Annotated in this window: 26 protein-coding genes; 12 read left to right on the forward strand and 14 right to left on the reverse strand. The window is 62.9% G+C overall.

What is annotated here, in order from left to right; translation table 11 throughout:
* Positions 1 to 4: 4 nt before the first annotated feature.
* On the reverse strand, positions 5 to 838 hold the full coding sequence (locus H290_RS0114460; RefSeq protein WP_020107527.1) for an alpha/beta hydrolase: 834 nt from the start codon (positions 836 to 838) through the stop codon (positions 5 to 7).
* A gap of 174 nt (positions 839 to 1012) precedes the next feature.
* Between H290_RS0114460 and H290_RS0114465 the strand changes: the two genes are divergently transcribed.
* Positions 1013 to 2167: an FAD-dependent oxidoreductase gene (locus H290_RS0114465; RefSeq protein WP_028463194.1), complete on the forward strand. Its 1155-nt coding sequence runs from the start codon at positions 1013 to 1015 to the stop codon at positions 2165 to 2167.
* Between the two features lie 72 nt (positions 2168 to 2239).
* Here the strand turns inward: H290_RS0114465 and H290_RS28640 are convergent, their stop codons facing one another.
* The 3 genes from H290_RS28640 to H290_RS0114480 all read right to left on the reverse strand — a co-directional run bounded on the left by H290_RS28640 (position 2240) and on the right by H290_RS0114480 (position 5127).
* Positions 2240 to 3160: an AraC family transcriptional regulator gene (locus tag H290_RS28640; RefSeq protein ID WP_020107529.1), complete on the reverse strand. Its 921-nt coding sequence runs from the start codon at positions 3158 to 3160 to the stop codon at positions 2240 to 2242.
* Positions 3157 to 4110, reverse strand: coding sequence for a helix-turn-helix domain-containing protein (locus tag H290_RS0114475; protein ID WP_155976861.1), 954 nt, complete (start codon positions 4108 to 4110; stop codon positions 3157 to 3159). Before H290_RS0114475 ends, H290_RS28640 begins: the two co-directional genes overlap by 4 nt.
* Positions 4111 to 4290: 180 nt before the next feature.
* Positions 4291 to 5127, reverse strand: a complete 837-nt coding sequence (locus H290_RS0114480; RefSeq protein ID WP_020107531.1) for an alpha/beta fold hydrolase — start codon at positions 5125 to 5127, stop codon at positions 4291 to 4293.
* A gap of 235 nt (positions 5128 to 5362) precedes the next feature.
* Here H290_RS0114480 and H290_RS0114485 point away from each other — a divergent pair, with 235 nt between their 5' ends.
* Positions 5363 to 6220, forward strand: coding sequence for an alpha/beta hydrolase (locus tag H290_RS0114485; protein ID WP_020107532.1), 858 nt, complete (start codon positions 5363 to 5365; stop codon positions 6218 to 6220).
* A 3-nt stretch (positions 6221 to 6223) separates the two neighbouring features.
* Here H290_RS0114485 and H290_RS0114490 read toward each other — a convergent pair whose 3' ends face one another.
* Genes H290_RS0114490 through H290_RS0114500 form a run of 3 tightly spaced genes read right to left on the reverse strand, consistent with a single transcriptional unit; the run spans position 6224 to position 8637 of the window.
* Positions 6224 to 6970: an SDR family NAD(P)-dependent oxidoreductase gene (locus H290_RS0114490; RefSeq protein ID WP_020107533.1), complete on the reverse strand. Its 747-nt coding sequence runs from the start codon at positions 6968 to 6970 to the stop codon at positions 6224 to 6226.
* A 43-nt stretch (positions 6971 to 7013) separates the two neighbouring features.
* Positions 7014 to 7823 carry an alpha/beta hydrolase gene (locus H290_RS0114495; protein ID WP_020107534.1) on the reverse strand — a complete coding sequence of 270 codons (810 nt, stop codon included), beginning with the start codon at positions 7821 to 7823 and terminating at the stop codon, positions 7014 to 7016.
* 28 nt (positions 7824 to 7851) lie between these two features.
* A complete protein-coding gene (locus tag H290_RS0114500; RefSeq protein ID WP_028463196.1) occupies positions 7852 to 8637 on the reverse strand; it encodes an SDR family NAD(P)-dependent oxidoreductase in 786 nt (261 codons plus the stop codon).
* Between the two features lie 194 nt (positions 8638 to 8831).
* On the opposite strand from H290_RS0114500, the gene H290_RS0114505 reads away from it, so the two are divergent.
* From H290_RS0114505 to H290_RS0114525, 5 genes are all read left to right on the forward strand, one after another.
* The gene (locus H290_RS0114505; RefSeq protein WP_020107536.1) at positions 8832 to 9239 is read left to right on the forward strand and encodes a YciI family protein; all 408 of its coding nucleotides are present in this window, start codon (positions 8832 to 8834) and stop codon (positions 9237 to 9239) included.
* The gene (locus H290_RS0114510; RefSeq protein ID WP_020107537.1) at positions 9236 to 10381 is read left to right on the forward strand and encodes an RNA polymerase sigma factor; all 1146 of its coding nucleotides are present in this window, start codon (positions 9236 to 9238) and stop codon (positions 10379 to 10381) included. Before H290_RS0114505 ends, H290_RS0114510 begins: the two co-directional genes overlap by 4 nt.
* Before the next feature lie 53 nt (positions 10382 to 10434).
* Complete coding sequence (locus H290_RS0114515; RefSeq protein ID WP_020107538.1) at positions 10435 to 11199, forward strand: ArsR family transcriptional regulator; 765 nt, start codon at positions 10435 to 10437, stop codon at positions 11197 to 11199.
* Positions 11196 to 11585, forward strand: coding sequence for a VOC family protein (locus H290_RS0114520; RefSeq protein ID WP_020107539.1), 390 nt, complete (start codon positions 11196 to 11198; stop codon positions 11583 to 11585). The genes H290_RS0114515 and H290_RS0114520 overlap by 4 nt, the downstream gene beginning before the upstream one ends.
* Positions 11586 to 11686: 101 nt before the next feature.
* Positions 11687 to 13843 (forward strand): acyl-CoA dehydrogenase, encoded by a 2157-nt coding sequence (locus H290_RS0114525; RefSeq protein ID WP_020107540.1) that lies wholly within the window; start codon positions 11687 to 11689, stop codon positions 13841 to 13843.
* 13 nt (positions 13844 to 13856) lie between these two features.
* On the opposite strand, the gene H290_RS0114530 is transcribed toward H290_RS0114525, so the two are convergent.
* Genes H290_RS0114530 through H290_RS0114540 form a run of 3 tightly spaced genes read right to left on the reverse strand, consistent with a single transcriptional unit; the run spans position 13857 to position 17532 of the window.
* Positions 13857 to 15968 carry a xanthine dehydrogenase family protein molybdopterin-binding subunit gene (locus tag H290_RS0114530; RefSeq protein ID WP_020107541.1) on the reverse strand — a complete coding sequence of 704 codons (2112 nt, stop codon included), beginning with the start codon at positions 15966 to 15968 and terminating at the stop codon, positions 13857 to 13859.
* Positions 15965 to 16960 (reverse strand): xanthine dehydrogenase family protein subunit M, encoded by a 996-nt coding sequence (locus H290_RS0114535; protein ID WP_020107542.1) that lies wholly within the window; start codon positions 16958 to 16960, stop codon positions 15965 to 15967. Before H290_RS0114535 ends, H290_RS0114530 begins: the two co-directional genes overlap by 4 nt.
* A complete protein-coding gene (locus H290_RS0114540) occupies positions 16957 to 17532 on the reverse strand; it encodes a 2Fe-2S iron-sulfur cluster-binding protein (protein ID WP_020107543.1) in 576 nt (191 codons plus the stop codon). Before H290_RS0114540 ends, H290_RS0114535 begins: the two co-directional genes overlap by 4 nt.
* Before the next feature lie 118 nt (positions 17533 to 17650).
* On the opposite strand from H290_RS0114540, the gene H290_RS0114545 reads away from it, so the two are divergent.
* From H290_RS0114545 to H290_RS0114555, 3 genes are all read left to right on the forward strand, one after another.
* Positions 17651 to 19228 carry an FMN-binding glutamate synthase family protein gene (locus tag H290_RS0114545; RefSeq protein ID WP_028463198.1) on the forward strand — a complete coding sequence of 526 codons (1578 nt, stop codon included), beginning with the start codon at positions 17651 to 17653 and terminating at the stop codon, positions 19226 to 19228.
* A gap of 216 nt (positions 19229 to 19444) precedes the next feature.
* Positions 19445 to 19639, forward strand: a complete 195-nt coding sequence (locus tag H290_RS0114550; protein WP_028463199.1) for a DUF1059 domain-containing protein — start codon at positions 19445 to 19447, stop codon at positions 19637 to 19639.
* A 152-nt stretch (positions 19640 to 19791) separates the two neighbouring features.
* Positions 19792 to 20499, forward strand: a complete 708-nt coding sequence (locus H290_RS0114555) for a DUF6319 family protein (RefSeq protein ID WP_020107546.1) — start codon at positions 19792 to 19794, stop codon at positions 20497 to 20499.
* An 885-nt stretch (positions 20500 to 21384) separates the two neighbouring features.
* On the opposite strand, the gene H290_RS0114565 is transcribed toward H290_RS0114555, so the two are convergent.
* The 4 genes from H290_RS0114565 to H290_RS0114575 all read right to left on the reverse strand — a co-directional run bounded on the left by H290_RS0114565 (position 21385) and on the right by H290_RS0114575 (position 24298).
* Positions 21385 to 22092: a hypothetical protein gene (locus tag H290_RS0114565; protein ID WP_020107548.1), complete on the reverse strand. Its 708-nt coding sequence runs from the start codon at positions 22090 to 22092 to the stop codon at positions 21385 to 21387.
* 131 nt (positions 22093 to 22223) lie between these two features.
* Positions 22224 to 22871, reverse strand: a complete 648-nt coding sequence (locus tag H290_RS0114570; protein ID WP_028463200.1) for a TetR/AcrR family transcriptional regulator — start codon at positions 22869 to 22871, stop codon at positions 22224 to 22226.
* Between the two features lie 404 nt (positions 22872 to 23275).
* Entirely contained in the window at positions 23276 to 23533 is a 258-nt protein-coding gene (locus tag H290_RS30680; protein ID WP_369758824.1) for a tyrosine-type recombinase/integrase, read from the reverse strand.
* 213 nt (positions 23534 to 23746) lie between these two features.
* Positions 23747 to 24298: a TetR/AcrR family transcriptional regulator gene (locus H290_RS0114575; RefSeq protein ID WP_020107550.1), complete on the reverse strand. Its 552-nt coding sequence runs from the start codon at positions 24296 to 24298 to the stop codon at positions 23747 to 23749.
* Between the two features lie 96 nt (positions 24299 to 24394).
* Here H290_RS0114575 and H290_RS0114580 point away from each other — a divergent pair, with 96 nt between their 5' ends.
* Positions 24395 to 25309 carry an alpha/beta hydrolase gene (locus H290_RS0114580; RefSeq protein ID WP_028463201.1) on the forward strand — a complete coding sequence of 305 codons (915 nt, stop codon included), beginning with the start codon at positions 24395 to 24397 and terminating at the stop codon, positions 25307 to 25309.
* Positions 25306 to 26103 (forward strand): SDR family oxidoreductase, encoded by a 798-nt coding sequence (locus H290_RS0114585; RefSeq protein ID WP_020107552.1) that lies wholly within the window; start codon positions 25306 to 25308, stop codon positions 26101 to 26103. Before H290_RS0114580 ends, H290_RS0114585 begins: the two co-directional genes overlap by 4 nt.
* Positions 26104 to 26145 lie beyond the last annotated feature (42 nt).

Genomic DNA, 26145 nt, shown 5'->3' on the forward strand with positions numbered 1-26145 from the left:
GCCGTTACCCGGCAGGTGCCGGCGGAGCCGCGTTCTTCAGTGCCCATTCGAGTGCGTAGTCGGCCACCGCCTCCCAGCCCGGCTCGGCACACGTCCAGTGCGACCGACCCTCGAACTCGTAGAAGTCGGTCAGTGCCGATGACTTGTGATAGTGCTTTGCGTTGGATTTGTTCACCGACGGAGGCATGATGTGGTCGGCGCCGCCCGCGATGAACAGCAACGGTGCGCGATCGTCCTTGCTGTAGTCGACCCAGGTCTCCTGGTGTCCCGGTTTGAAGTTGGCGATGAGGCCGTATGCCCAGACCCAATTGCCGGGCGCACCAATGTGATAGCGGTCGTAGACCTTCTGCGACTCCTCCTCCGACAGGGTGTTGGTGAAGGCGTAATGAAACTCTTTCGGCGTGAATCCGGCTGCCTTGTGACGATTCGCAGGGTTCTTCAGGACCGGGAACAGGGACTTGATCTGCGACGGCGGGTTCACCCGAACACCTTCGGTCGGTGCGGAATCCACCACCACCGCTGCGGACCCCAAACCGCGGGCCACCAGCAATTGGGTGAGCGTTCCGCCGAACGAATGACCGATGAGGATCGGCGGTGTGGCAACCGATTCGATCACCGACGCAAGGTGATCCACGGTTTCGGGGACAGTGAGCTTGGCGATGACGTCGGGATTCTCACGCAACGCCTCCACTTCGATCTCGAATCCCGGATAGGCCGGCGTCAGCACCTTGTAGCCCTGGGCCTCGTAATGTGCCACCCAGCCTTCCCAACTACGTGGGGTCATCCAGAGTCCATGGATCAAGACGATCGTGTCCGGGGTTGCTGCAGAACTGGTCATGGAGTGGTCCTTTCTCACAGATGCCGAGCATGGCGTCGAGGCGGGCATGGTGCCCGATTTGAGAAGTTACTGGCTGGGACCACCCGAGAACCGGGCTCAGTGTGCACAGTTCTGTTCTGAAAGCGCATCTGAATACGCGTGTGTTCGGTCGGTGTGGGCGGCTACTCTCACCTCATGCATTGCGTGGTCATAGGTGGGGGATTGTCCGGATTGGCATCGGCGCTATGGCTTTCGGAGGCGGGGCATCGCGTCACCCTGCTGGAGCGTCGGGGGTCGCTGGGTGGTCGCACGACCGCGATACCGTTGGACATCGTCGACGACGTGCCCGACAACGGGCAGCACGTCTTCGCCAGTGGGTACGTGCATCTCATGCGCTACCTCGACAGTGTCGGCACTCGCGAAAGTGTTTGCTTCCCAGGGCATATGACAGTCCGAATGCCCGGTGGTGGCACCCGGCGTTCGGCCTTTGGTAGGGTTGCCGGCCTGCGCGCCGACAAGCCGGACATCTCGTCGGCCAAAGTGCCTGCCGACCTGCTGGTGACCGGAATCCGCGAGGCGCGCCGGACAAAGACACCGATCTCGATCGGATACCCGACCGTCGACCTCGACACACTGTTCATTGATGGTGCCAAGAAGGCGTTCGCCAACAACGGTGTCGAGGTGCGACATCGGGCGGTGGTCGCGGGAGTCGAGGTCGTCGACGGCACAGTCGCCGGTGTCATCCTCAACGACGGTGAGCGGATTCCCGCGGGCGCTGTCATCTGTGCGGTTCCGGTGTGGAATGTGAAGGGTCTGCTCGATCAGGTTCCCGGTCACGAACGGATCTACGAGGCCATCGAGCATCTGACCCCGGTGCCGATCGTGAGCGTCAACCTCTACCTCGACCGCTCGATCGGGATGACCGACTGGGGCGAAATCTTGTACGGCGGTGAGGGAGTGCTGGAACAGGTCTGGGACCGCCAGCAGATGCACAGTCGCAACGCTTCTCGAAACCACTTCTATTCGACGACGGTATCGGCAGCGTATGAACTCACGCAGAAGTCGAATGCCGAGATCACCGAGACCCAGATGGACATGCTCCGGCGGTACTACCCCGACGCCGCGGGTGCAGAGGTGATCCACAGCCATGTGGTCCGGATGCCGAAATCGACGTTCGCCCAACGGCCCGGTTCGTCCGGGATCCGCCCCGACCAGCGGACTGCGGTTGCTGGGCTGGCCTTGGCCGGAGACTGGACGCGCACCGACTGGACGACCACGATGGAAGGCGCCTGCCAGAGCGCCGCACGTGCCGTCGACGTCATCCTGGACTACGCAAACCAGCCACGCTGAACTCGTCGGTGAGGTGGGCCATGGTGGATAGCGTCATCGGTCCTGACGGCGACGGGACTGCTCAGGTCACTGCTATCTGGACAGCGACTGGTTCCGGCGGCGCCATCCGGAAGGCGTGACGCCGTATGTCGCCCGGAATCGTTGGGTGAAGTGAGTGGGATGGGTGAATCCATGCTTCTGGGCGATGGCTGCGATGCTCAGGTGTTGGTGCGTCAGCAATGAGGTGCGGGCTTGCCCGAGACGCCTCGACGCGATGTGGCCGGTGAGACTGCCGTGTTTCGCGGGCCAGATCTTGTAGAGCTGGCGGACGGAGATGTTGTGGGCGGCGGCGATGGTGTCGGCGCCGAGGTCCTTCTGATCGATGTTCTCGTCGATGTAGCGTTCGATCCGGGTGATCAGATCGTTGGCTGCGCCGACAGCAAGGGCATCGTCCGCCGAGCTGATCAGCAGCGATCGCACGACACCGATCGTGCTCGCGCTCAGGTCGGCGAGCATCTGCGGGCTGGTGGCAGCGAGGACTCCGAGCTGTTGGAGATGTTGCAGCGCAAGGGGATACATCGGCAGTCCCGGATGCAGATGCTCGAGGCCCCGGCGCACGGTCTCGATGGCAAGAGTCAGTCGGGCGTGGGTGATGTGGACGGCAACCGCGGATCCGTCCCCGTGTCCCCGGAAGTCGAAGGCGGACGACTGGTCGAGGCCGACAAGGGTGGGGCCATCGGCCCGCTGAATCGCGGGTTGCCCATGTCGGAGTAGTGCCCAGTCACCGGGATCGAAGACCGCCATGGTGAGCAACCGCGTGGATGGGTCGGTGCGCCGGTTACGCGGGCACGACACCGCCAGCCCGTGATATCGAAAACTCATCAGCCAGGAACCGTCGCCCAGGACCCACTCGTCGACGGACGTCCTGCCACGACCATGATGCGATTCCGACATCATCAGGTGAGGATCGACGCCTTGATAGGGCGCATTCGACGGTTCGACGAACGTTGTCATCGGGCTCTGTCCTCGTAGGCTGCGAAGTCCCGCCAAGCACGTGGAGTGACGCCGAACATTTCGCGGAAGCGGCGCGTGAAGTAGGAAGGATTACTGAAACCCCATCGCCGGGCAATGGTCGCGACAGAGACATCCTGGGTCTCGGGGCGGGCGAGTTCATCGCGGCTGCCCTCGAGGCGTTTGGTGATGATCCACTGCTCGAGGCTGAAGTCGGCATCTTCGCAGAGCCGGAACAGTTTTCGGGTGGAGATGTCGTGGGCCCGCGCGATCTTGTCCGGCGACAGCGACGTGTCCGACAGGTGCTGCCGGATGTAGCCGCGTATTCGTGGAAGTAGCACCTCGGCCATCATCCCGCGGGCGTAATCCGCGTTGTAGGCCGATGCGAGCATGGCCCGGGCGAGGTTGATCGTTGCTTCGTCGACGTCGTGCGCCGCCGGCGTGGCGGTGAGTGCGTCGCCGGCAGCGGAGAGGTCCGCGATATGTGAACTGACCAATGAGTACAGCGGGCTCGCCGGTAGCCGGGACGCCGCCGACACGACCACTTCGTGAGCGAGCGCGAGTTCCGCAATGGGAACGTAGAGGGCCTGCGAAGCACCCGGGCCCTCCCAGCCGAACGAATAGGGCGCGTTCATGTCCATCAGCATCAACTCACCGGGATGTACTTGTCGCTGGGCTTCGAACTGCTCGTGCCGTCCGACGCTCCGTCGCTGACGCGCCAACGCGAGCACGTCGGAGGGGCTGGTCCGAATCTGCTTTGGATTGCGGCTCAAGGTGATTCCGGTGATGTGCGCCTGGAAGATGCTGGTCCGACCGATCACGGCGGCCTCCAGCACTGCATCAGCCGCGGCCGGATCTTCGATCGCGACGTCCTGAGGCCAACTCTGATCCAGAAAGACCGACTTCAGTGCATCCGCTCGCTCGTGCGCGGGGATCTGGGACGAGTGGTACATGACCGGCACGCATCACCTCGTTTGCTCGACACTGTCGAAGTTCACAGCCACCACCTCGGAGAACCGGCGATTGGACTTACCGTACGCCGATTGGGATCAACCCGCGCTATGAGTTGCCCTAGCCAGCCCGGATGTCCGCTTTGTCGATTATCCGGCGCGGATTCCCGTCGCCGCACACGCTCAGGGAGCGGCATAGGACTCCAGAAATGCCAGCAGGTCGTCGTTCAGCTTTGTTTTGTGAGTGTCAGTAATTCCATGTGGCGCACCGGCATACACCTTGAGTTCGGCACCCTTGATTCGTTCGGCTGACGCCTTGCCGCCAACCTCGAACGGCACCACTTGGTCGTCGTCTCCGTGGATGACCAGGGTCGGTACGTCGAAGGTGTCGAGGTCTTCCCGGAAATCGGTGGCCGAGAATGCGGCGATGCTCTCGTAGGCGTTTCGGGCACCGGCCTGCAGGCCCTGTCGCCAGAAGGCGTCACGCATGCCCTGCGACGGATCCTGGCCCGGACGGTTGTTCCCGAAGAACGGGCCGTCGGCCAGATCTCGGTATGTCTGCGAGCGATCGGCCAGCGAACCCGCCCGGATCCCGTCGAACACCTCGATGGGCACACCACCGGGATTGTCGTCGGTCTTGAGCATGAATGGCGGTACCGCCGACACAAGCACGATTTGGGCGATTCTGCTCGTTCCGCGACGGCCGACGTAGCGGGACACCTCGCCGCCACCGGTGGAGAAACCTATCAGCGTGATCTGCTGGAGGTCGAGGTACTCGATGAGGCCGGCGAGATCGTCTGCGTATGTGTTCATGTCGTTGCCATCCCACGACTGCGTGGAACGGCCGTGTCCACGGCGGTCATGGGCAATGACGCGGTAGCCGTTGGACGCCAGGAACAACTGCTGGGCCTCCCAGCTGTCCGAACTCAGCGGCCATCCGTGGCTGAGGATCACCGGGCGGCCGGTGCCCCAGTCCTTGTAGTAGATCTCCGTGCCATCGAGAGCGGTGTAAATCGGCATGATCAGTCCTTCGCGGTAGGCAAACGTCGATGAAAGATGTCCTGTCGGAGAACAACATAGGGTGCCGGCGATGCGTAGGACTGAAGGAATGTGCACGGTTATGTACTCAGCGAGCACGTGGTCACATCGGGCGGCGGGTGCGCTGTGAGAACAGGGGAGTGCACTCACATTCAGATCTCCCGGGCCGATCACCACTACGTTGACTCCAACCGAATCTCGATGAGAGGGATCGATCATGGCGTCCACCAGTACCCAGATGAGTCCGACACGGCAGTCGCAGCGTATTCGCGTGGCGGCGATCGTCGCCATGTGCGTCGCGGTCTTCTGCCTGTCGGCAGTTCCCGCGAATGCCCATCAGACCGTGGTCAAACCGACGATTGTCCTGGTTCACGGTGCCTTCGCCGACTCCTCCGGCTGGCGTGACGTCGCCGCGTCGCTGACTGCCGAGGGCTATCCCGTTCAGACCTTTGACAATCCTCTGCGGGGCCCGGCCAACGATTCGGCCCAACTCGAGAAGCAACTCGCCACCATCAGCGGCCCGATCGTGCTCGTCGGACATTCCTACGGTGGCGCTGTCATCACCAACACCCATGATCCGGACGTTGTTGCCAACGTGTACATCGCCGCGTTTGCGCCCGCTCGCGGGGAGTTCGTCCAAGGTCTCCTCAACCCGCTGATCTATCCCGGTAGCCGACTGCTTCCGCCGGCCCTGGAACTCAAGGTTGTCGAAGGAGATCCGACCGGGCTCGGGGGTTACAACGTCGACGGCTACATCGCAGAGCCGTACTTCCACGAGACCTTCGTACAAGATGTCGACGACGCCACCGCGGCCGATATGTTCGCGCATCAGAAGTCCGCTGCCCTCGTGGCCAACCTCGAACCGTCCGGCGACCCGTCGTGGGCGAAGGTCCCCAGCTGGTATCTCGTGTCCCAGCAGGATCGAGTGATTCCGCCGGCGTTGCAGCGCTTCATGGCGTCACGCGCAGCGGCAGGCCACACCACCGAGGTCGACGCCTCGCACGCCTCACTGGTGTCCAGGCCCGGCGAAGTCACGACGACGATCCTGGCTGCCGCCACCGCAACGCAGGGCTGACGGCTAGAGGATGCTGCGACCGCCGTCGACGTGGATGAGCTGTCCATGAACCATGGCCGCGTCGTCGCCTGCCAGGAACGCAACCACCGCTGCGACTTCGTCCGGTGTTGCGGGACGGCCCAGGGGCGATCTGGCGGCGAGCTTGTGGAGTAGAGGTCCCATGACGCGTTCGGTTGCTTCCGTCCGGGTGGGGCCGGGCGCAACCGTATTTACACGTACTCCGCTCGGGCCGAACTCGACCGCCCAGTCCCTGGTCAGCTGGTTGAGCGCCGCTTTGCTCGATCCGTAGATGGCGGTCGACGAACTTCCAAAGCTTGCGACCATGGTGCTCACGTTGATGACTACGCCGGACCCGCGCTCGATCATCGTCGGAACGATCTGGCCGACAAGGAAGTACGGCGCCTTGACGTTGAGAGCGTAGAGCGCGTCGAAGTCGTTCTCAGTGCCGTCCGCCGTCGATCCGGAGACCGCGATCCCGGCGTTGTTGACGAGGATATCGACCTGCCCTTTGACCGCCAGTGCGTCGGTCGCCAGCGCGATGGCCGATTCGGCGTCGGCCAGATCCGCGCCGATGAATACGGCTTGCCCGCCATTGGCCGTGATCGCCTCGACGACCGAGTCCCCGCGTTCAGGGTCCCGGCCCGAGACGATCACGAAGGCGCCATCACTCGCCAGCCTCGCAGCTGTGGCCCGTCCGATTCCACTCGTCGAGCCTGTGACAAGGGCAACTCGCCCGGTGAGGTCCGGCATCTCGCACTCCCAATCCTGGAAAGCGCCAATGGTAGCGAGAGACCTATTGCCCGTTGTCGCCAAGCCATGCCAGCGATGCGGCAGCTATCTCTTTCCAGCCGTCGTCGATGGTCAGGGAGTGCCCGCGACCTTCGAATTCCTGATAGTCGGTGACCGAACCGCTGTCGGCGTACATCTTCAATACCTCACGGGTCACCTTGGCGGGGACGGTGTGATCCTCCGAGCCCGAGATCAGGAGCAATGGCCCCCGGACCGCCTTGTGAGTATCGACTGCCGCCGGAGAGTCGCGGTGGAAGTTGGCGGTCGCGTCTTCGAAGAGTGGCCGACCAGGCCCCGGTATCGTCCACTTCTCGAACAGTTCACCGGAAGCCTCCTCAGTGAGGGTGTTTCCGAAACTGTAGTGGAACTGCTTGGCGGTCAACGACACTGTCTTCTTTTTGTTCGCAGGGTTGGACAGGACGGGAAAGCCGGACTTCAGCTGAGAGAAGGGGAGAGCCTTGACTCCCTTTATGGGCGCCGGGTCTATGGCGATGGCCGCCACCGCATGGTCGTTCGCGAGGAGTTCTTGTGCGATCAGGCCACCAAACGAATGCCCGATGACAATCGGTTTGACGTCCAACGCACTGATGATCTCGGCATAATGCTCGCAAATCTGTTGTATCCCAATGTTGTTCAATGCGTCGGGGTTCTCGCGAGTCTGTTGGACGGTGTCACCGTCCCCCGGCCAGCCCGGGGCCGAGGCTGAGTAGCCGTTCTCGGTGAAGAGTTCGATCCACGGTGCCCAGGCACTCGAGTGAATCCACAATCCGTGGATGAAGATGACGGGATTGGCCTTACCGGGACTAGCGGTCATCTGGGTTCCATTCTGTCGAAGAAATGTGTCACAGCGTCTGAATCAGGCCGCCGTCGATGGTGAAGTCTGATCCGGTCACATTTGTCGACGTGTCGCCGACCAAGAACAGTATGAGGTCAGCAACTTCGCGGGGCGTCGTGAATCGCCCGGTGACCGATTGCGCTGCTACACCTTTGGCCACCTCGTCGGCTGAGGCACCACTCGCACCGGCAACCGTCTCGGCGACGCCGCCCTCGCCCAGCCACAGCGCTGTCGACACCGGGCCCGGGCTTACGGTGTTGACCCGAATTCCCTGTGGTCCCAGTTCTTTCGACAACGACTTACACAGGTTGGTGAGTGCCGCTTTGACTGCACTGTAATCGATGACTCCAGGGTCAGGGAGAAATGCGTTCACCGAGCTGACGGTGACGATCGAGCCGCCACCTCGTCGAAGGAGCTGTGGTATCGCAGCCCTGGTTGTCCGCACTGTTGCCATGACACCCAGGGTCCAGGAGTCGTACCACTGATCATCGGTGACACTGGCGAATCCGGCGGGTCGCGGTGTCACTGCACCGGCGTTGTTGACGAGTATGTCTACGCCACCGAGTCTTTCGGCCTCTTCGACCAGCGCGATCGGACCTTCGCGAGTAGTCAGATCCACCGGGACGAACGACACCAGGCCCTGATCTTCCAGACGAGCAAGGTCAGGGCTCCGGCTGCGGGATCCGGCGACAACGTGGACCCCCTCGGCGGCCAGAGCGCTGGTGACGGCCAAACCGATCCCCTTGCTCGCACCTGTGACAACCGCGATTCTTCCGGTGAGACCGAGATCCATCGAGTATCCGATCGTTTGCAGGAATACCTCATGACGCACGACCACATTCAGACGAATCGTAAACCCGATCAGCGAGTCGGGTACGAGTTGAGAAAAACAAGCCATCTGGGCCTGGGATGTCGAGAATGGGGTGGCGGCTCCGTCCCAGGGATACAAGTGGCCGCACGGGGCCACCACAACGAAGGAGATAGACCATGAAGTACCTGCTGCTGAAGCACTACCGGGGCGGCCCGACTCCCGTTGACGGCTGGACGACGATGGATCAGTGGACACCGGACGAGGTAGATGCGCACATCCAGTTCATGCGCGAATTTGCGGACAAATTGGTGGGCACCGGGGAGTTCGTCGACGCCCAGGCCCTCGCACCCGAAGGCACGTTCGTGCGGCACGACGGTGAAGGTCGTCCGCCGGTGACGGATGGCCCGTTCGCCGAGACCAAGGATCTCATCGCCGGCTGGATGGCCATCGACGTGGAGTCGTGGGAACGCGCGCTGGAACTGGCGGGGGAGCTGTCCGCCGCGCCCGGGGCCGGGGGCAAACCCATTCAGGAATGGTTGGAGGTTCGTCCATTCCTCACCGAGCCTCCCACGGTGACCGAGTGAACGAGTCTCTACTGCGGGACCTCGTGCCCGCGGTGATCGGTGTCCTCGTCCGGCGCGGAGCAGATTTCGCGTCGGCCGAGGATGCCGTGCAAGAAGCCCTGATTCGGGCACTGGAAACCTGGCCCGACGATCCGCCCCGCGATCCGAAGGCATGGCTCGTGTCGGTCGCGTGGCGCAGATTCCTCGATTCGGTTCGCTCCGAGACATCGCGGCGGGGGAGGGAACTCGCCGTGGAGGTCGAACCCCCACCAGGCCCGGCACCCGCCACGGACGACACGCTGCACCTCTACTTCCTGTGCGCGCATCCGACGTTGTCGCCGGCGGCGGCGGTCGCGTTGACACTGCGCGCAGTGGGTGGCTTGACAACACGGCAGATCGCAACGGCCCATCTCGTGCCCGAGGCGACCATGGCACAGCGAATCAGCCGTGCCAAGAAGAAGATTGCCGGTCTGCCGCTCGACCGGCCCGGCGACCTCGGCACGGTACTGCGGGTCCTCTATCTCGTCTTCAACGAGGGATACGGCGGAGAAGTCGATCTCGCAGCCGAAGCGATCCGTCTCACTCGACAGCTCGCCACCTTGACCGACGAACCGGAGGTCGCCGGGCTACTCGCCCTGATGCTGTTGCATCATGCCCGCCGCGAGTCTCGGACCGGCCCGGGAGGTCGGCTGGTCCCGCTGGCGGAGCAGGATCGATCCCGTTGGGACACAATCCTGATCGCCGAGGGAGTCACAATTCTTCAGGCGGCGCTGGTCCGGGATCGACTGGGCGAATACCAGGCACAGGCAGCCATCGCCGCGCTGCATGCGGATGCCCCCAGCACCACCGAGACCGACTGGGTACAGATCGTGGAGTGGTACGACGAACTGCTGCTCATCACCGACAGCCCGGTGATCCGCCTCAATCGCGCGGTGGCAGTCGGTGAGGCCGACGGACCTCAGGCCGGACTGGCAGCCCTGGAAGAGCTCGACCCCAACCTTCCTCGGCACACCGCGGCGGCGGCCTACCTCCACGAACGCGCCGGCGATCTCCTACAGGCGGCCGAACTGTATACGCAGGCATCCCACATCGCCACCAGCGTGCCCGAACGCGACCACCTCACTCGCGAGGCCGCACGGGTGAGGCAAGTACTGCGACAGTGAGAATGCCGGAAATTCCATCAAATTAGATTGATGTATCGGGGTATCATGGGGTGATGGAGTCAGCTCCCGCCGTCCCGCCGATTGTGCAACTGGCCGCGAATCCATTGCGGTGGCAACTACTTGGTGAATTGGCCGGCAGCGATTACCGGGTGCGCGAACTCACGAATCGCATCGGCCAACCGCAGAATCTGGTCTCATACCATCTGCGTTTGCTGCGGCAAGGCGGACTGATAGCCGCCACGCGCAGCACGTACGACGGACGCGACAGCTATTACCGGCTGGACCTGGAACACTGCGCCAAAGCGCTGACCGATGCCGGGCTGGCCCTGCACCCGGCATTGCGGCTCGGTCCCGCACCTGCGGTATTCGATCCGCAAACCCCGCCTGCGGTGCTCTTTGTGTGCAGCGGAAACAGTGCCCGGTCGGTGATCGCAGAGGCGCTGTTGCGACACCACGCCGGAGAACGGGTGACGGCAGCCAGTGCCGGAAGCAACCCCAAGTCCGCGCTGCATCCGAACGCGATTCGGGTGCTGCGGCAAGAGTTCGGAATCGACATCAGGGGCCAGTCAACTCGTCACCTCGACAGTCTCGCCGGTCACCGATTCGATGCCGTGATCACCCTGTGCGACAAGGCCCGTGAAGTCTGCCCTGAGTACCCCGCCGCGCGACGTATCCACTGGAGCACCCCGGATCCGGCCGCCACAGACGGCGGCAGTTATCCGATCTTCCAGCGCGTCGCGGCGGACATCGACGGCCGCGTTCGCTGCCTGCTTCCCGTCCTCGCCGCACTGATCGACAAAGAAGGAGAAAGAAGATGACATCACCTCATGACTACGTCAGCGTCCGCTACATCGTCGACGACGTCCGGGCGGCCATCGAGTTCTACAGCGACCACCTCGGGTTCACGGTGAACACCGACGTCGCACCCGCGTTCGCCGACGTCGTTCGTGGATCGCTGCGCCTGTTGCTGTCCGGCCCGACCAGTTCCGGCGCTCGCGCAACACCGCCAGACCACGCTGACGCCGGACGCAACCGCATCCACCTCGTCGTCGATGACCTCGAAGCGGAAGTCGAGCGACTGCGCGCCAAGGGCGTCGAGTTCCGGAGCGCCCTGGTCGCGGGCCCGGGCGGCCAACAGATCTTGCTCGGCGATCCCGCTGGAAATCTCATCGAACTGTTCCAGCCCGCCCAAGGACGGCACTGACACTCTGCGCGAATCCAGGTGTCTCGAACGCTCGCAAGTGGTGAAATCAGGCATTCACGACGAATGCAGCGAAGCCTGACGAACCGACAGCGGGAGCCCAGATGAGTATTGCCCTGACCGAGGATCACATCGAGTTGGCCTCCGTGGTGCGGGATTTCACGATTGAGCGCAAACTCCGCGCCGAATCGCGGGCACTACTCGATGCGCCGGAGGAGCAGCGGCCGACGTTCTGGCACGAGATGGCCACGATCGGCTGGCTGGGACTTCACATCCCGGAGGAATACGGCGGATCCGGCTGTGGGATAGCCGAACTCGTCGTGGTGGTCACCGAACTCGGCAGCGCGATCGCGCCGGGCCCTTTCCTGCCGACCGTGATCGGGTCGGCCATCCTCGCACGAAGCGATGCCGATGAGGCCAAATCCGAGCTCCTCCCGAAGCTTGCCGACGGAACCATGACCGCCGGGATCGGGATTGCGCCCGGGCTCACCTGTGACGACGGTCGTATTTACGGTGACGCCGGCGTCGTTCTCGGCGGTCCGCTGGCGGACCTGCTGGTACTCATCACCGGTGACGACGTCTTCCTCGTCGACACCGCATCCCCGAATCTGATCGTGGAATTTCCTGAGAACCTCGATCCCACCCGACGGTCCGGACGCGCGAACCTCGATGGGGTGGAGGCGGTTCAGCTCGCCGGGCTCGGCGCCGCAGCGCTCGCGGTCACCCGCACCCTGGTGTCGGCAGAGGCAGTCGGCGGCGCCACGGACGCCCTTGACGCGGCCGTCGACTATGCGAAAGTGCGTGAGCAGTTCGGCCGGACCATCGGCTCGTTTCAGGCGATCAAACACCACTGCGCGAACATGCTCGTCGGATCTGAGGCAGCGTTGGCTGTCGTCTGGGACGCCGCTCGCGCCGCCGACGACGATGTCGATGCCTTCCGGCTGATGGCGGCATCAGCCGCAACGCTGGCACTGCCCGCCTATGTTCGCAACGCCGAATTGAACATTCAGGTACACGGCGGTATCGGTTTCACCTGGGAACACGACGCCCATCTTCATCTCCGCCGCGCAACCGTGCTGCAAGGATTGTTCGGCGGTCACGAACCCGCGCGAGATGTGTTCGATCTGACGGCCGCAGGGGTCGTCCGCCCCAACAATCTTGATCTGCCGCCCGAGGCCGAGGAACTTCGCGCACGGGTACGTGCGGACATCGCCGAGATCGCCACCGTCGACGGTGACGCTCAGCGCGAACGGCTGATCGAGACCGGTTACGTGATGCCGCACTGGCCCTTGCCGTGGGGCCGCGGCGCCGATGCCGTCGAACAGTTGGTCATCGAGCAGGAGATGGCATCGGGGGGAGTGAAGCGCCCCGAATACAGCATCACCGGTTGGGTCATTCTCACCCTGATCCAGCACGGCACACAGGATCAGATCGACCGCTTCGTCCGCTCCGCGCTGACCGGCCACGAGGTGTGGTGCCAGTTGTTCTCCGAACCTGATGCCGGCTCGGATGCCGCGGCGGTCAAGACTCGTGCGACGCGGGTCGACGGAGGATGGATCATCAACGGCCAGAAGGTGTGGACCAGCGGTGCCCACTTGTGCCGGCGCGGTCTGGCCACGGTCCGGACCGACCCGCAAGCTCCCAAGCACAAGGGGATCACAACTGTTCTCATCGATATGCAGTCGCCCGGAGTCGACATCCGGCCCCTGCGCCAGATCACCGGTGGAGCCGAGTTCAACGAAGTGTTCTTCACCGATGTGTTCGTGCCCGACACCGATGTGGTCGGTACCCCGAACGACGGCTGGACGGTCGCGCGGGCGACCCTCGGAAACGAGAGGGTGAGCATCGGCGGCGGGACACCGGGAATCGAAAGCGCAACCGCATTCATGCTCGGATTGACCACGCGGTACGGCGACCGCATCGAAGGCATGAAATCGGTTGTCGGCGAGTTCTTTGCAGGTGACCAAGCGTTGCGCTTGTTGAATCTTCGGCGCGCGGCACGCAGCGTCGCCGGCGCCGCGCCGGGACCGGAAGGCAATGTGACCAAGCTGCTTCTCGCGGAGCACCTGGCCGAGCGGGCCCGACTCTCGGCACAGATCATCGGCAACGACGTTGCTTTCACCGAAGGTCCCGGCAGGATGGTCGGACTGCTTGTGCTCGCCGCGCGAGGGATGTCCATCGCGGGCGGCACGTCGGAGATCACCCGAAATCAAATCGCGGAGCGAATCCTGGGACTGCCCCGCGATCCACTGGCGCGTTAGGGGACCGCACGCATCAGTTCTTCAGTGTCGGATCGATCCGGCCGGCGAGCTTGTCGGGCCGGACCGGCAGGTCCCGAACCCGGACAGCGGTCGCGTGGAAGACCGCATTCGCAATCGCTGCAGCCGATCCGACATTGCCGATCTCGCCGATACCCTTGCTGCCCATCGGGTTTAACTGATCGTCATCCTCATCGATCCAGATGGCTTCGACGTCAAGGACATCTGCGTGGGCGGGCACGTGATAGTCGGCCATGTTCTCGTTGCCGAACCCGCCGTACCGGGCATCGGGGTGGCCCTCTTCCATCAACGCCATCCCGATGCCGAACGTCATGCCACCAAGGAGCTGAGAACGGGCCAGGCGTGGATTGAGGACCTTCCCCACTGCGAATACGCCCAACATCCGCTCAACGGTCACCTCGCCGGTGTCCACATCCACGGCGACTTGTGCGAATTGGGCACCGAATGCTTCACGGGGCATCTGGGCGCGGGCGTGCAGGTCTTCGGTGGTGTCGGCGACGACCTCCAACGCGGTCTCTGGAGTCCCGATCTGATTGAGCTGATAGTGAAGATCGCGGCATGCCTTGTGCACCGCGAAACCCCACGACGATGTACCGGACGATCCGCCGGCTCCCGGAGCCTTCGGCAGTTTGCTATCACCGAGATGCAGTCGGACGGAGTCGAAGGCCACCTCGAGGGCGTCGGCGGCGATCTGAGTCAGCACCGTGCGTGCCCCGGTCCCGATATCGGACGCTGCCACCGACACGTCGAAGGTGCCGTCGGAGTTGGCGCATGCTCGGGCAGTGCTCGGCGCCGTCATCGCCGGATATGACGCCAGTGCAACTCCGCTACCGATGAGCTTGCGTCCGCGCATGGTGGCCGCCGGCCGCGGGTTGCGGTCAGCCCAGCCGAACTGATCAGCGCCGGTCCGCAATGCCTCCACCACGCTACGGGAGCTGAACGGGGTACCGGTGGCGGGATCCGAGGCCGGTTCATTCAGGATGCGGAGTTCGATCGGATCCATTCCCAGTTCGTGCGCGAGTTCATCGATCGCGGTCTCGAGCGCATAGATACCGGGCGCCTCGCCAGGTGCTCGCATCCAGCGCGGCGTCGAAACATCCAGTGCAGCAACGCGATGAGTGGTCCGGCTGTGGTCGGAACCGTAGATGTGCCGGGTCCCCTCTGCTGTTTGTTCCACGAACTCGACGATCTTCGAGGTTTGCTGGACGGTGTCGTGGCAGACGACGCTCAACTTGCCCCATGCATCGGCGCCCAGAGCCACCCGCGAGTAGGTGGGCGTTCGGTATCCCACGAACGCGAAGGTCGCCGAGCGGGGCAGAACGACCCGAACCGGTCGGCCGACCAGTTTGGCAGCCATCACCGCCAGCACGGCGTTGGGACGAGTGCTGCCTTTACCGCCGAATCCGCCGCCGACATGCTCGGCGATCACCCGGACCTGTTGTGCATCGATGCCGAACAGCGTGGCCAGATCGTCTTGAACACCGGCCGGTGCTTGAGTCGAATCCCAGACGGTGAGCGATTCGCCACCGTCGGTGTGCTCCCAGGCCGCGGTGCTGGCGTGCGGTTCCATCGGGTTGTTGTGCATGGCAGGGGTTGAGTACCAGTGGTCGACGACAATCTCGGCGGCAGCCAACGCGTCCTCGGGTTCACCGCGAATCGAGTCCGTCGGGAACCCGGCATTCACTTCCTCCGGCGCGTACAGATCGGGGTGGTCGCTGGTCAGGACGTTGTCGAACTTCGCCTCGGATTCGTAGTGCACCGTCAGCGCGTCGGCGGCGGCACGCGCCCGCTCCGCCGAGTCCGCGATCACCGCGGCAACGATCTGACCGCGGTAATGCACGTCTGCGGATTGCAAGATCAACAACTCGCTGTCATCGATGTCGGGAAGTTCCACCGCGTTGCCATGCCAGAGCACGCCGAGAACACCCGGCTGTCGCAGTGCCTGGTCCACATCGACGTGTGTCACACGACCGACATTGATAGTGGCCCCCACATGAGCGCAGTGCACGACACCGCTTGCCGGTCGGAGATCGGCGGTGTACCGCGCGGAACCGTGTACTTTGTCCTGACCTTCGACGCGTGCGTGCCCAACCCCGAGCGTGCTCATCGGCGTCCCTCCGCTGCGGCCAATTCGACCAACGTCTGGGTTGCGACGGATTTGACCAGTCCGATCTTGAATGCGTTGTCCGACAAAGGCTCAGCTGTGGTCAGTTCACGATCCATCGCCGCCGCGAACTCGGATCTCACGGCGGGTCGGCCGAGCAGCGCAGCTTCGGCGCGGGTTGCGCGCCAAGGTTTGTGCGCCACCGATCCCAGAGCGATTCGCACCGCCGACACCTGCCCGTCGTCAACGGTGAGGATGGCGGCCACCGACACCAACGCGAAGGCGTATGACGCCCGGTCGCGGACCTTCCGGTAGGTCGATGACCGCGCGGCCGGCAGCGGGGGAATGGTCAGCGCCGTCACCAGATCGTCGCGACCCAGGGTGTTGTCGAATTCAGGATGCTCTCCGGGCAGACGGTAGAAATCGTTGAAGGCAACGGCTCGGCGCCCGGCGGGACCGAGCACGTCGATTTCGGGCTCGAGCACCGCCATCGCGACAGCCATATCCGAGGGGTGGGTGGCAACGCAGGCGTCGGAGGCGCCGAGAACTGCCATGTCCCGGTTGATGCCGTTGATCGCCGAGCAACCGGACCCCGGATCTCGCTTGTTGCACGCCTTGCCGGTGTCCATGAAGTAGCCGCAGCGTGTGCGTTGGAACAGGTTCCCGCCGGTGGTCGCCATGTTCCGGAGTTGGCCGGAGGCGCCCGCGAGCAACGCCTTCGACAACACGGGGTACCGCGTGCGCACCAACGGATGGGCGGCCAGATCACTGTTTCGGACGGTCGCACCGATCCGCAGGCCGCCGCCGTCCGCGGTCGAGATCTCATCGAGGGGAAGCGATCCGATGTCGATGAGCGTCTCCGGTTCGACGACACCGAGCTTCATCAGATCCACGAGGTTGGTTCCGCCGGCCAGAATGCGGGCGTCCGGATCAGAGCCCAGGCGCTCGACGGCGGCGTCAGCACTGGTGGCCGCCACGTAATCAAAGGTTTTCATGCCATGTCCTGTCCGGTGTCGGCAGCCACACTTCGGACCGCAGCGAGAATATTCACATACGCACCGCAACGACAGATGTTCCCGCTCAGGCGCTCACGGATTTCGGTATCGCTCAGAACCACGTCGACGGGTTCGTCGATGTCCGCTGTCGCGGCACTGGGCCAGCCGCGTTTGACCTCGTCGAGCATCCCGACTGCGGAGCAGATCTGACCGGGCGTGCAGTAGCCGCACTGGAACCCGTCATGGTCCACGAATGCTTCTTGCAATGCGGTACCCGATTCCATCTCGGAGATCCCCTCGATGGTTGTGATCTGCCGCCCCTGGGCGGCAACGGCGAACGTCAGGCAGCTCAGGACGCGCCGGTCGTCGACCAGAACCGTGCAAGCACCACATTGACCGCGGTCGCAGCCCTTCTTGGATCCGGTCAGGTCCAAGTGGTCCCGGAGCGCATCCAAAAGTGTTGTGCGCTGGTCACATTCAATCTCTCGATCACCCCCGTTGACGTGCAGAACGAGATGCACGTCAGCGGATGCGCCGGAGTTTTCGATGCTGGATGCGGGCTGATCGTCCATTGCCGGCGGGTACCCGGTCGGACCTGGTGGCAAACAGGACCGGCCAGTTTGCAAGCTGGCCGGTATCAAGATGGCGACATCGGGGCATGGGTCCTCGGGGTCGGTTTACGCTGGCGTCATGACTCGGGTTTCTACTGCTGTGGCAGCGGCAGCCGCGTCGGCGGCAGGCGCTGTGGTTGTGCGTGATCTTTTTCAGCGCAAGCACGCGTTGCTGCGCAACTTTCCCCTGGTCGGGCATGCTCGGTACCTGATCGAATCTGTCGGGCCGGAGATGCGGCAGTACCTCGTCGCGGCGAACAACGAGGAGCGTCCCTTCACCCGCGATCAACGTCGGTGGGTGTACGCCTCGGCAAAGAAGGAGAACAACTATTTCGGCTTCGGTACCGACAACGACATGGAATACACGGCCGGCTATCCGGTGATCAAACACCGCACCTTCGGTCGTGCGGTGCCCCCGTCGGCGCCGGGAGCAGCACACGAGGTCGAGGTGCCGTGCGCGAAGGTAATCGGGGCCGCACGGCGCAGGCCCGGTGCGTTTCGTCCGGCTTCGGTGGTCAACATCTCGGCGATGAGCTTCGGGTCGCTGTCCGGCAACGCAGTGGAAGCCCTGAACCGGGGTGCTGAGCTGGCCGGCTGCCTGCAGAACACCGGGGAGGGGGGTATTTCCCACTATCACCGACACGGCGGGGAACTGATCTTTCAGATCGGTACCGCCTACTTCGGCTGCCGCGATGAACAGGGCCGCTTCAGTCTGGACATGCTCAAGGACGTGGTCACCGGTGCGCCGGTGCGCGCGTTGGAGATCAAGCTCAGCCAGGGCGCGAAGCCCAGCTTGGGCGGCCTGCTCCCGGCTCCCAAGGTCAGTGCGGAAATCGCTGCCGCCCGCGGCGTTCCGGAGGGGCGTGACTGCATCAGTCCCTCACGGCACGCGGAGTTCTCCGACACCGATAGCCTGCTCGACTGGGTCGAACTACTCGCTACCGAAACGGGCCTGCCGGTGGGAATCAAGGCGGCAATCGGTGACCTTGATTTCTGGTACGAACTGGCCGACCTGATGAACCAAACAGGGCGGGGAGTGGACTTCGTGACCATCGATGGTGGTGAGGGCGGCACCGGTGCCGCACCGTTGATTTTCACCGACAGCGTGTCGCTGCCATTCCAGCTCGGGTTCGCCCGGGTCTACCGCATTTTCGCCGAGCGCGGACTACACGAGGACATCGCCTTTATCGGCAGCGGCAAGCTCGGGCTTCCCGACAACGCGGTCGTTGGATTCGCGCTCGGTTGCGACATGGTCAACGTCGCGCGCGAAGCGATGCTGGCAATTGGATGTATCCAGGCCCAAAAGTGCCATACCGACACCTGTCCGACCGGGGTCGCCACCCAGAACAGCTGGTTGGCCCGCGGCTTGGTGCCTGAGGTCAAGGCCGAAAGGGCCGCGAACTACATCAAAACGCTGCGCCGCGACCTGGTCAAAGTGGCCGAGGCGTGCGGCGTCGAGCACCCCGGGCTCATCGACACCACGTCGGTCGATATTCTTCAGGGCCGTACCAGCTCGACACCCCTGCACGAGGTCTACGGTTACACACCGGACATGGGCGTTCCCTCCCTCGGCGACCGCGAGGAAATCATCCGCTTGATGACCATCGACTCCTCGCAGGGTGGTTCAGCGCCACCGTCGCAGTCTGCTGCCGGCTAACTCCACACATCCAGCAGTGTAATTTCACAGTCCCGTCAGATAACTTGGTGCACGACAACGGATTTAGACCAGCGATAAGATGTCAGGCATTGGACGAACTTCTCTGTTGGCGGTTGTTTTATTGGTGTGCGCGGCGTTCACTTGAAGAGCCACCAATACCCGCTTCGCGACGACGCTTCGAGAAGCGGTCACAACAGTCGAGGAGGCCAGATCATCATGCGCTATGTCGTGGATTGCCGTGAGCAGCCGAGTGAGAACAACTGCACGCTGACGATTGCCGGTGAAAAAGAAGAGGTGCTCAAAGCCGCCGTGGAGCACGCCATCTCTTCGCACGGTCACACCGATTCGGAGGAACTTCGTTCAGGAATCGAGAGCGGACTCAAGCCCGAGCAGACAGCCGCCGCGTCATAGCTGGGTGGCTTCCTGCACACCGCGTAGTCTCAGCTGGGCCTGAGCCTGGCTCACCGGGCGCGGTGTGCTGACGCGCACCTCGTAGAGGTTCCATGGAGCGCGTGCGCGGTAACGTGCGGCCGACCGCGCAGCATTCGCACGCATGTGCGAATATGATCAGCGTGAACTCGCGTGGAAAGTCCGGATTGACGGCCGATGACCTGGAATCGCTGGCCGCGGCACTTGCCGCAGGTAGGCGGGCCACCGTCTACCTCCGTGATCCGATGCCGTCGCTCGATCTCCCCGCTGGAGCATCGGCGCGCGTGGTGTCTGTCGACGGCTCAACGGTGACGGTGAGCCCGAAAGGCGTCGACGATCAATTGCCGTTTGAGGCCGACGAACTGCAGAAGACTCGTACGACAGCAACTTCCACGGCGCCGGCGCGTCAACGGCCGGTCAAGGCGACGTCCGCACCATCAGTCGCATCGAAGTCACCGAGAACCGTTGCGACTGAATCGAAGCCGGAACCCGAACCCGTGAAGTCGAGCCCAGTGGAACCGAAATCTTCCCCGCCAAAAGCGCCACGACGCACCAAGACTTCAACTGCCGCAGTTAGTGTCACCGTTACGTCGGTGGGCGAGAGCACCTGGACGGTGTCGGTGTCGCACGGCAGCAAGAAGCAGGGCAAGCCCACCGAGGTCACCTCGGACCGGGTGGCGCGAGCGATGCACGCGCTCGGCGACGACGCCGCGATTGCGGCGGTCGACGCGGTCATCGAGTCGGCACGGGCGGCGGCCCAGAAAAGAATTGAGGAGCTCAGCCATGAGCTCGAAGCAGCGCGAGCAGTGCTGGCACATCTCGACGTACAGGACCCTGACTAACTGATAGCGAGTCCGAAGCAGGTGGACTCGCCTTCCCATTTTGCGTCACTGTGACGATAACTGACCTTGATTGCCCACGGACATCACGGGTAACACGCGAACGCCAGACGCCGATTACCACGTCACACGACAAACCACTGATAGGCAGCGGGATGGAAAACGGTAGAAGGATCGCGGCTGGAGCATTCGCGCTCGCGCTCATGGCCGGTGCGGGTGTGGCCACGGCAGGACAAGCGAGTGCGGCACCCGCGGGATGTTCGATCTACGACTACCGACATGGCGTGTCCGCCAACTGTCCACCCGGGAGTCGGTACGTCATAGAGCTCGACTGCCTTGGCCTCGGGCGCAATACCGGCGAGTCTGCCGGTGTGCGAATTTTCTACCACCGCACCAGCGGGCCGGCAGACCAGACCGGCTTCACGGGCGTGGATTGCGGCCAGGGGAGCTACATCGGGATAGGCCTCGTGACCGGGGCCTGGATCCGATATCTCTAGCAGATACGACGTTGTTCACTCATGTAGCCACACCCTTGGTTTTCGTCACATGTGACGATTCGAAGGGCAATCACGTTGTGCTGCAATGCCTTTCTGTTCGAGAGCCGTCGAGGAAGCTGTGGTCAAAGGCGTGCATCGACAGCTCAGACGGCAGACCCGCAGATTGCCGGCGCATTGAAACGAACGGTCAATACTTCGGATCCGCGGTCGGCGTGCGATGCGAGTTATCCGACCCGTCTAGAGGCGGTCGTTGGGAGTGAAGCGCGTCAGCCCGCAACGATGTCTGCAAGACGAGGTGCTGAGAGACCACCTTCTCAACTGGTAGCGAGACGTGTTGCAGTGAGACGAGTAGGCCCTCATGCTGAACCGGCCCCGGTCACGGCCGGTGTTCTCACGCGGTCGAGCGCGTTGCGGTATCGCGCACCGCATGGGCCGGAGACGACGGGGCTGGGACGTGTTCGATGAAGATGTCGGCGCCGTCTTTGTTGAGCGTGTCGACGAGTTGTCGCTGGTAGAGGTATTTGAGTTCGCGTGCTGCTGAGGGTATTACGAAGAACGGTGGAGCTATCAACCAGGGGATGTTCCAGGCGATGAACACGATCCAGAATCCGAACCATCCGCCTTGGATGTCTTCGAAGCCGCGGTACCAGGCGTGAGCGATGAAGATGAGGTTGGAAAAGCACATCGCCCACACGTAGAGGATCGCTATCCAGTTTCCGGGGATGCGCCTGCCGGTTTTGAGGAGGTAGCATCCCAGCAGGCCAATGGGTCCTGAGGACGCGGCGCAGATCTCGATGGCCATCGAGGCCGCGTCGTTGGTGAGATAGCGGGTGTCTGCTCTCCCGTACATCCACCACAGCCATAGCCAGTGGTCGGTGCTGGTGGCGTTGTGGATGGTGCCGGTGAAGTTCATGATCACCCACGAGATTTCCCACGTGCACTCGATCATGACGGACATGAACAGGAACAAGAAGACGAGTTCGGCGCCTTTTTGCAGCCGGCTTCGGTTTTCGCCGGGGTTGTCCAGCAGAGCCACGAACGGCAGAAACAGTGTGGGGAGGATGACGAAAAGTGCGATCAGATCGGACGTGGGCTGCACCGGTAAAACATCGAACCCGATACCCCACCACGCGAGCAGATTGAGGGCGGCAAATAGCCCGCCCCATAACAGTATTCGCTTTCGTCGACCGGTCACCGGAAGCGACAAATCGTGCTCTGTGAAGGTAGCGGTCACTGGTGTTCGTCCTGTCTGCGCGGCCTGCGGATAGTGGGGGGTAGGGAAGAGGGGGGCGGGTCGATGGACGGACCGACCCAGCGGCGCAGGAACATCCGCAATTGACGGGCAGTGCGTTGCTTGCTCGGGGTGACGATCAGCGAATGCAAGATGGGCAGGACGAACTCGGCAAACTCGTCGAGATCGACGTCGCTGTACCCGAGTGCATCCCAATCGATGGCGAAACTTCGCAGGGCGCCGACCGTGACATCGATTGCCAGTTGTGAGGCCATGCTCACCGCGAGGGTTTCGGACCGTCCTGTGGAAATGAGGACGCCGGCGAACGGTTCGGTAGCGAGCTGCTCCACCACGTAAGCGAGAGACTCGACGATGATGTCGGCCGGATCGGACAGGCTCCCAACGTGAACGATGAGCAGGTCAATGAAGGCGTCAGACGCTACGTTAGACACGGCGATCCAAATGTCATCCAGGCTGGAAAAGTGGCGGTAGACGGTCTGCCTGGTCACCCCCACCTCGGCGGCAATATCTGAAATGCTCGTTTTGACCGGGCCTTTTCGAGCTATGCACGCCATGGCGGCGTCGATGATGCGTGCACGCGCTTCGTCGTCGTTCTTCGGCGGGTTACCTTGCCACCCTCGCGGCATGAATCGGCTCCTGTTCTCCGGGTCTGCGCTCGTGCGCGACCACCAATCATCTATCGAACAATATTCGTAGAGTTGTATGATTGCACCGGCGGTCACGGTTCCGAGGCCAATTGGGAAATGACATTCGATCGACGCCGTTCGCATCGAGGCGAGTCGCTGTGGGTGGTGGCTCGATAGCGTCGTGAAGTACGCTCTTGAACAGCCATTGTCACATGAGGGTCGCGGCAGGAGGCCCTGACAACGGCGGGTGCCGCAAAGGCGCAAGGCCGACGCAACAGGTCCAGGGCCTGTCGGCGACACTGCCTCACCTTGACAGATGATGAGAGTTGTATGACTCGGTACCCCAGGGGCCGGCGGTGCGTCTCCCTATTGGTTTTCGTCACCTGTGACGATTCGACGCACAATCATTTGCTGCACTGTCTTCTGTTTGAAGTCCGCTGAGACCGCTGTGTAGAGGCGGTCGTCGAGGAGTAGCTGTGGCCGACTTGTTGTTGTACGAACAATGGGTCATAGCCGGCCTCGATGAGGTGGGTGACGTAGGAATGCCGCAGGGCGTGCATCGTCAGCTCTGGAGGCAAACCTGCCGATTGGCGAACGCGTTGAAACGAACGGTCAAAGTTTCGGATGCCGGCCGCGTCGGCACGTTCAGATGGCCAGAGCAACGTCGATCGATCTGCGGTGCTGAAGCGTTACCTTGAAGGCGATGGAATCTCGCAGGGCGGAGTACTTTCATCTATTTGAACTCGCCCTACTCACGCGCCGATAAGAAACATTATGTCAAGTAAAGGCTTGGAAGTGCTGGTAGCAAGCTGCGGAGGCTGCGGCGTCGAACGCATGCTCCCCGAACGAACAGAGATGGAGCCATCAGCAGCGGCCTAACTCGTGGTCGACGGCCAGCGAGAGGCCAACGTCTCGCAAATCGAGCGCTGCTCGGTCTCGTCCCGTGTGTGCATCAACAGACCCTCGACGGTGAAGACGGCAATCGACACCTCGGCATCAACGGTCTCCACAGGGACGCCGGCCGTTTCCAGCTCAGCACGAAACAAACTGCCGGTGAGAAGATGAAAATTGTTGTGCCACTCCGCCACTGCAGGTGAATGCGGCACACGCGCATGGACCGTCGTCACCAATCCGCTCATCTCGGTCAACCGCCGCACGATCCACAGAACCCGAGTCGCAATCGGCTCACCCGCAACCGCCTGATACATCGGCCAGACATCGGCCATGACCGCCGAGACGACCGCGACAAGTACGTCGTCCTTGTCCCCGAAATACCAATAGATCGTATTGGCGGCCACCCCGGCTTCCTTGGCCAACTTGTTCATCGACGTCGAGTCGTATCCGCCCTCGAGGAACAGTGCCCGCGCAGCGGCGACGATCTCCTCTCGCTTCTCGCCGGCAGGTTGCGGCTTCTTGTTCCGCGCCAAAAGAAGAACTCACCTCCACGCGAATTGCATCTTGAATGACAATCAAGATGCTGTTAGCTTGTTGAACACCATTCAAGATACCCGGTGGAGGTCCAGATGACGCATCAACTCGGATATGTTCGGTCCGATGTCACATTCAACTCGGGCGAGGTCGAGTGCGCCGCCTGGCTCTACCGACCGGACGGCGTCGTGAACCCTCCGATCGTCGTGCTCGCCCACGGTTTCGCTGCGTTCCGCGAATTGCGACTCGACGCTTACGCTGCGAGGTTCGCCCAGGCCGGATACGCAGCATTCGTCTTCGACTATCGACATTGGGGTGCAAGCGAGGGCTCGCCGCGTCGCATTCTCGACATCGGCAAACAGCAAGACGACTGGGATGCCGCAATCGCATACGTTCGCAGCCTCGACGGCATCGACACGCGCCGAGTGGTGGCGTGGGGATCGTCCTTCGGCGGCGGCCACGTCTTGAAACTAGCGGCCCACGACCACGACCTGGCCGCCGCGATCGTCCAGGTTCCGCATGTGAGCGGCCCCGCATCGGCGTTCTCCCAAGCCCCGACTTTGGTGGCACGACTGATCCTTGCCGGGGTGCGTGATCAATTCCGAGCATGGACCGGACGCTCGCCGTATCGAATGACTGCGGTCGGGCGACCCGGCGACATCGCGATGATGACCTCACCCGGCGCGTACGAGCAAGTCGAACGTATGGGAGAGATGCGCGAGGAACTACTCGCCGAGAACGACGTCGCCGCCCGTATCGCACTACGTGTACCGGTGTACTCCCCCGGGCGTTATGCGCGCGACATCAGCGCCCCGGTTCTCGTCCAACTCGCCGCGAAAGACGACGTCACACCGATCGACAAAGCTCAGGCAGTGGCACGCCGCATCCCGAAAGGTGAAGTCCACACCTACGACATCGGCCACTTCGAGCCCTACCTCGATCCGTACTTCGACACCATCGTCGGCGACCAGATCGAATTCCTCGACCGCCACGTAGGAGAGGCGCGATGACCACGAACACGCTCCGCCGCACAGCCCTCGTGACGGGCGCTTCCGCGGGAATCGGCACCGCATTCGCCCGACACCTCGCCGAACAGAACCACGACCTCATCCTGGTTGCGCGACGAGCCGACCGGCTCGATGCACTCGCAACCGAACTGCACCGGCACCACGGGGTACGCGCAGAGATCATCGCAGCCGACCTCAGCGACCCTGCTGCTCCCGCCGCGATCGTCGACCGCGCACGTGAATTGGCCATGCCCGTCGACGTTCTCGTCAACAACGCAGGATTGTCCTCCAGTACGAAGTTTTCCGACACACCCTGGGAATCGGTTGCCGCCGAACTCCAACTCATGGTGACCGCGGTGACCGAGCTGACCCACCGTGTGATCCCCGACATGAAAACTCGGCGCTGGGGACGCATCGTCAACCTGTCGTCCCTCGCAGCAGTGTCCCCTCCGGGAGAAGGCCTGCTGTACACCGGCATCAAAACCTACGTCCTGAACATGTCCCAGTCGCTCGACATGGAACTCAAACCCCACGGAATTCACGTAACAGCACTCTGCCCAGGCTTCACACACAGCGAATTTCACGACGTCATGGGCACGCGCGACGCCGCAGACCGGCTACCAGCCTTCATGTGGCAGCAACCCGAAGCCGTCGTCCGCGAAGGCTGGGCTGCGGTCACCGCAGGAAAACCCGTCTGCATCCCCGGAGCCGTCAACAAGATCTCCGCAGCAGCCATGCGCCCCATCCCCGGACGAATCGGTTACTACCTCGGGCGCACACTCAACCCGTTCAAATAGAGACAACTCACCCGGCACGTCGTGCGCGATTAACAGCCGGCG

It is taken from the genome of Nocardia sp. 348MFTsu5.1 (assembly GCF_000383535.1).
Lineage (GTDB): Bacteria > Actinomycetota > Actinomycetes > Mycobacteriales > Mycobacteriaceae > Williamsia > Williamsia faeni.

Excerpts from the sequence above, each read along its gene's own strand:
- H290_RS0114460 (WP_020107527.1), bottom strand. The coding sequence starts at position 838 with ATGACCAGTTCTGCAGCAACCCCGGACACGATCGTCTTGATCCATGGA.
- H290_RS0114465 (WP_028463194.1), top strand. The coding sequence starts at position 1,013 with ATGCATTGCGTGGTCATAGGTGGGGGATTGTCCGGATTGGCATCGGCG.
- H290_RS28640 (WP_020107529.1), bottom strand. The coding sequence starts at position 3,160 with ATGACAACGTTCGTCGAACCGTCGAATGCGCCCTATCAAGGCGTCGAT.
- H290_RS0114475 (WP_155976861.1), bottom strand. The coding sequence starts at position 4,110 with ATGTACCACTCGTCCCAGATCCCCGCGCACGAGCGAGCGGATGCACTG.
- H290_RS0114480 (WP_020107531.1), bottom strand. The coding sequence starts at position 5,127 with ATGCCGATTTACACCGCTCTCGATGGCACGGAGATCTACTACAAGGAC.
- H290_RS0114485 (WP_020107532.1), top strand. The coding sequence starts at position 5,363 with ATGGCGTCCACCAGTACCCAGATGAGTCCGACACGGCAGTCGCAGCGT.
- H290_RS0114490 (WP_020107533.1), bottom strand. The coding sequence starts at position 6,970 with ATGCCGGACCTCACCGGGCGAGTTGCCCTTGTCACAGGCTCGACGAGT.
- H290_RS0114495 (WP_020107534.1), bottom strand. The coding sequence starts at position 7,823 with ATGACCGCTAGTCCCGGTAAGGCCAATCCCGTCATCTTCATCCACGGA.
- H290_RS0114500 (WP_028463196.1), bottom strand. The coding sequence starts at position 8,637 with ATGGATCTCGGTCTCACCGGAAGAATCGCGGTTGTCACAGGTGCGAGC.
- H290_RS0114505 (WP_020107536.1), top strand. The coding sequence starts at position 8,832 with ATGAAGTACCTGCTGCTGAAGCACTACCGGGGCGGCCCGACTCCCGTT.
- H290_RS0114515 (WP_020107538.1), top strand. The coding sequence starts at position 10,435 with ATGGAGTCAGCTCCCGCCGTCCCGCCGATTGTGCAACTGGCCGCGAAT.
- H290_RS0114520 (WP_020107539.1), top strand. The coding sequence starts at position 11,196 with ATGACATCACCTCATGACTACGTCAGCGTCCGCTACATCGTCGACGAC.
- H290_RS0114525 (WP_020107540.1), top strand. The coding sequence starts at position 11,687 with ATGAGTATTGCCCTGACCGAGGATCACATCGAGTTGGCCTCCGTGGTG.
- H290_RS0114530 (WP_020107541.1), bottom strand. The coding sequence starts at position 15,968 with ATGAGCACGCTCGGGGTTGGGCACGCACGCGTCGAAGGTCAGGACAAA.
- H290_RS0114535 (WP_020107542.1), bottom strand. The coding sequence starts at position 16,960 with ATGAAAACCTTTGATTACGTGGCGGCCACCAGTGCTGACGCCGCCGTC.
- H290_RS0114540 (WP_020107543.1), bottom strand. The coding sequence starts at position 17,532 with ATGGACGATCAGCCCGCATCCAGCATCGAAAACTCCGGCGCATCCGCT.
- H290_RS0114545 (WP_028463198.1), top strand. The coding sequence starts at position 17,651 with ATGACTCGGGTTTCTACTGCTGTGGCAGCGGCAGCCGCGTCGGCGGCA.
- H290_RS0114550 (WP_028463199.1), top strand. The coding sequence starts at position 19,445 with ATGCGCTATGTCGTGGATTGCCGTGAGCAGCCGAGTGAGAACAACTGC.
- H290_RS0114555 (WP_020107546.1), top strand. The coding sequence starts at position 19,792 with ATGATCAGCGTGAACTCGCGTGGAAAGTCCGGATTGACGGCCGATGAC.
- H290_RS0114570 (WP_028463200.1), bottom strand. The coding sequence starts at position 22,871 with ATGCCGCGAGGGTGGCAAGGTAACCCGCCGAAGAACGACGACGAAGCG.
- H290_RS0114580 (WP_028463201.1), top strand. The coding sequence starts at position 24,395 with ATGACGCATCAACTCGGATATGTTCGGTCCGATGTCACATTCAACTCG.
- H290_RS0114585 (WP_020107552.1), top strand. The coding sequence starts at position 25,306 with ATGACCACGAACACGCTCCGCCGCACAGCCCTCGTGACGGGCGCTTCC.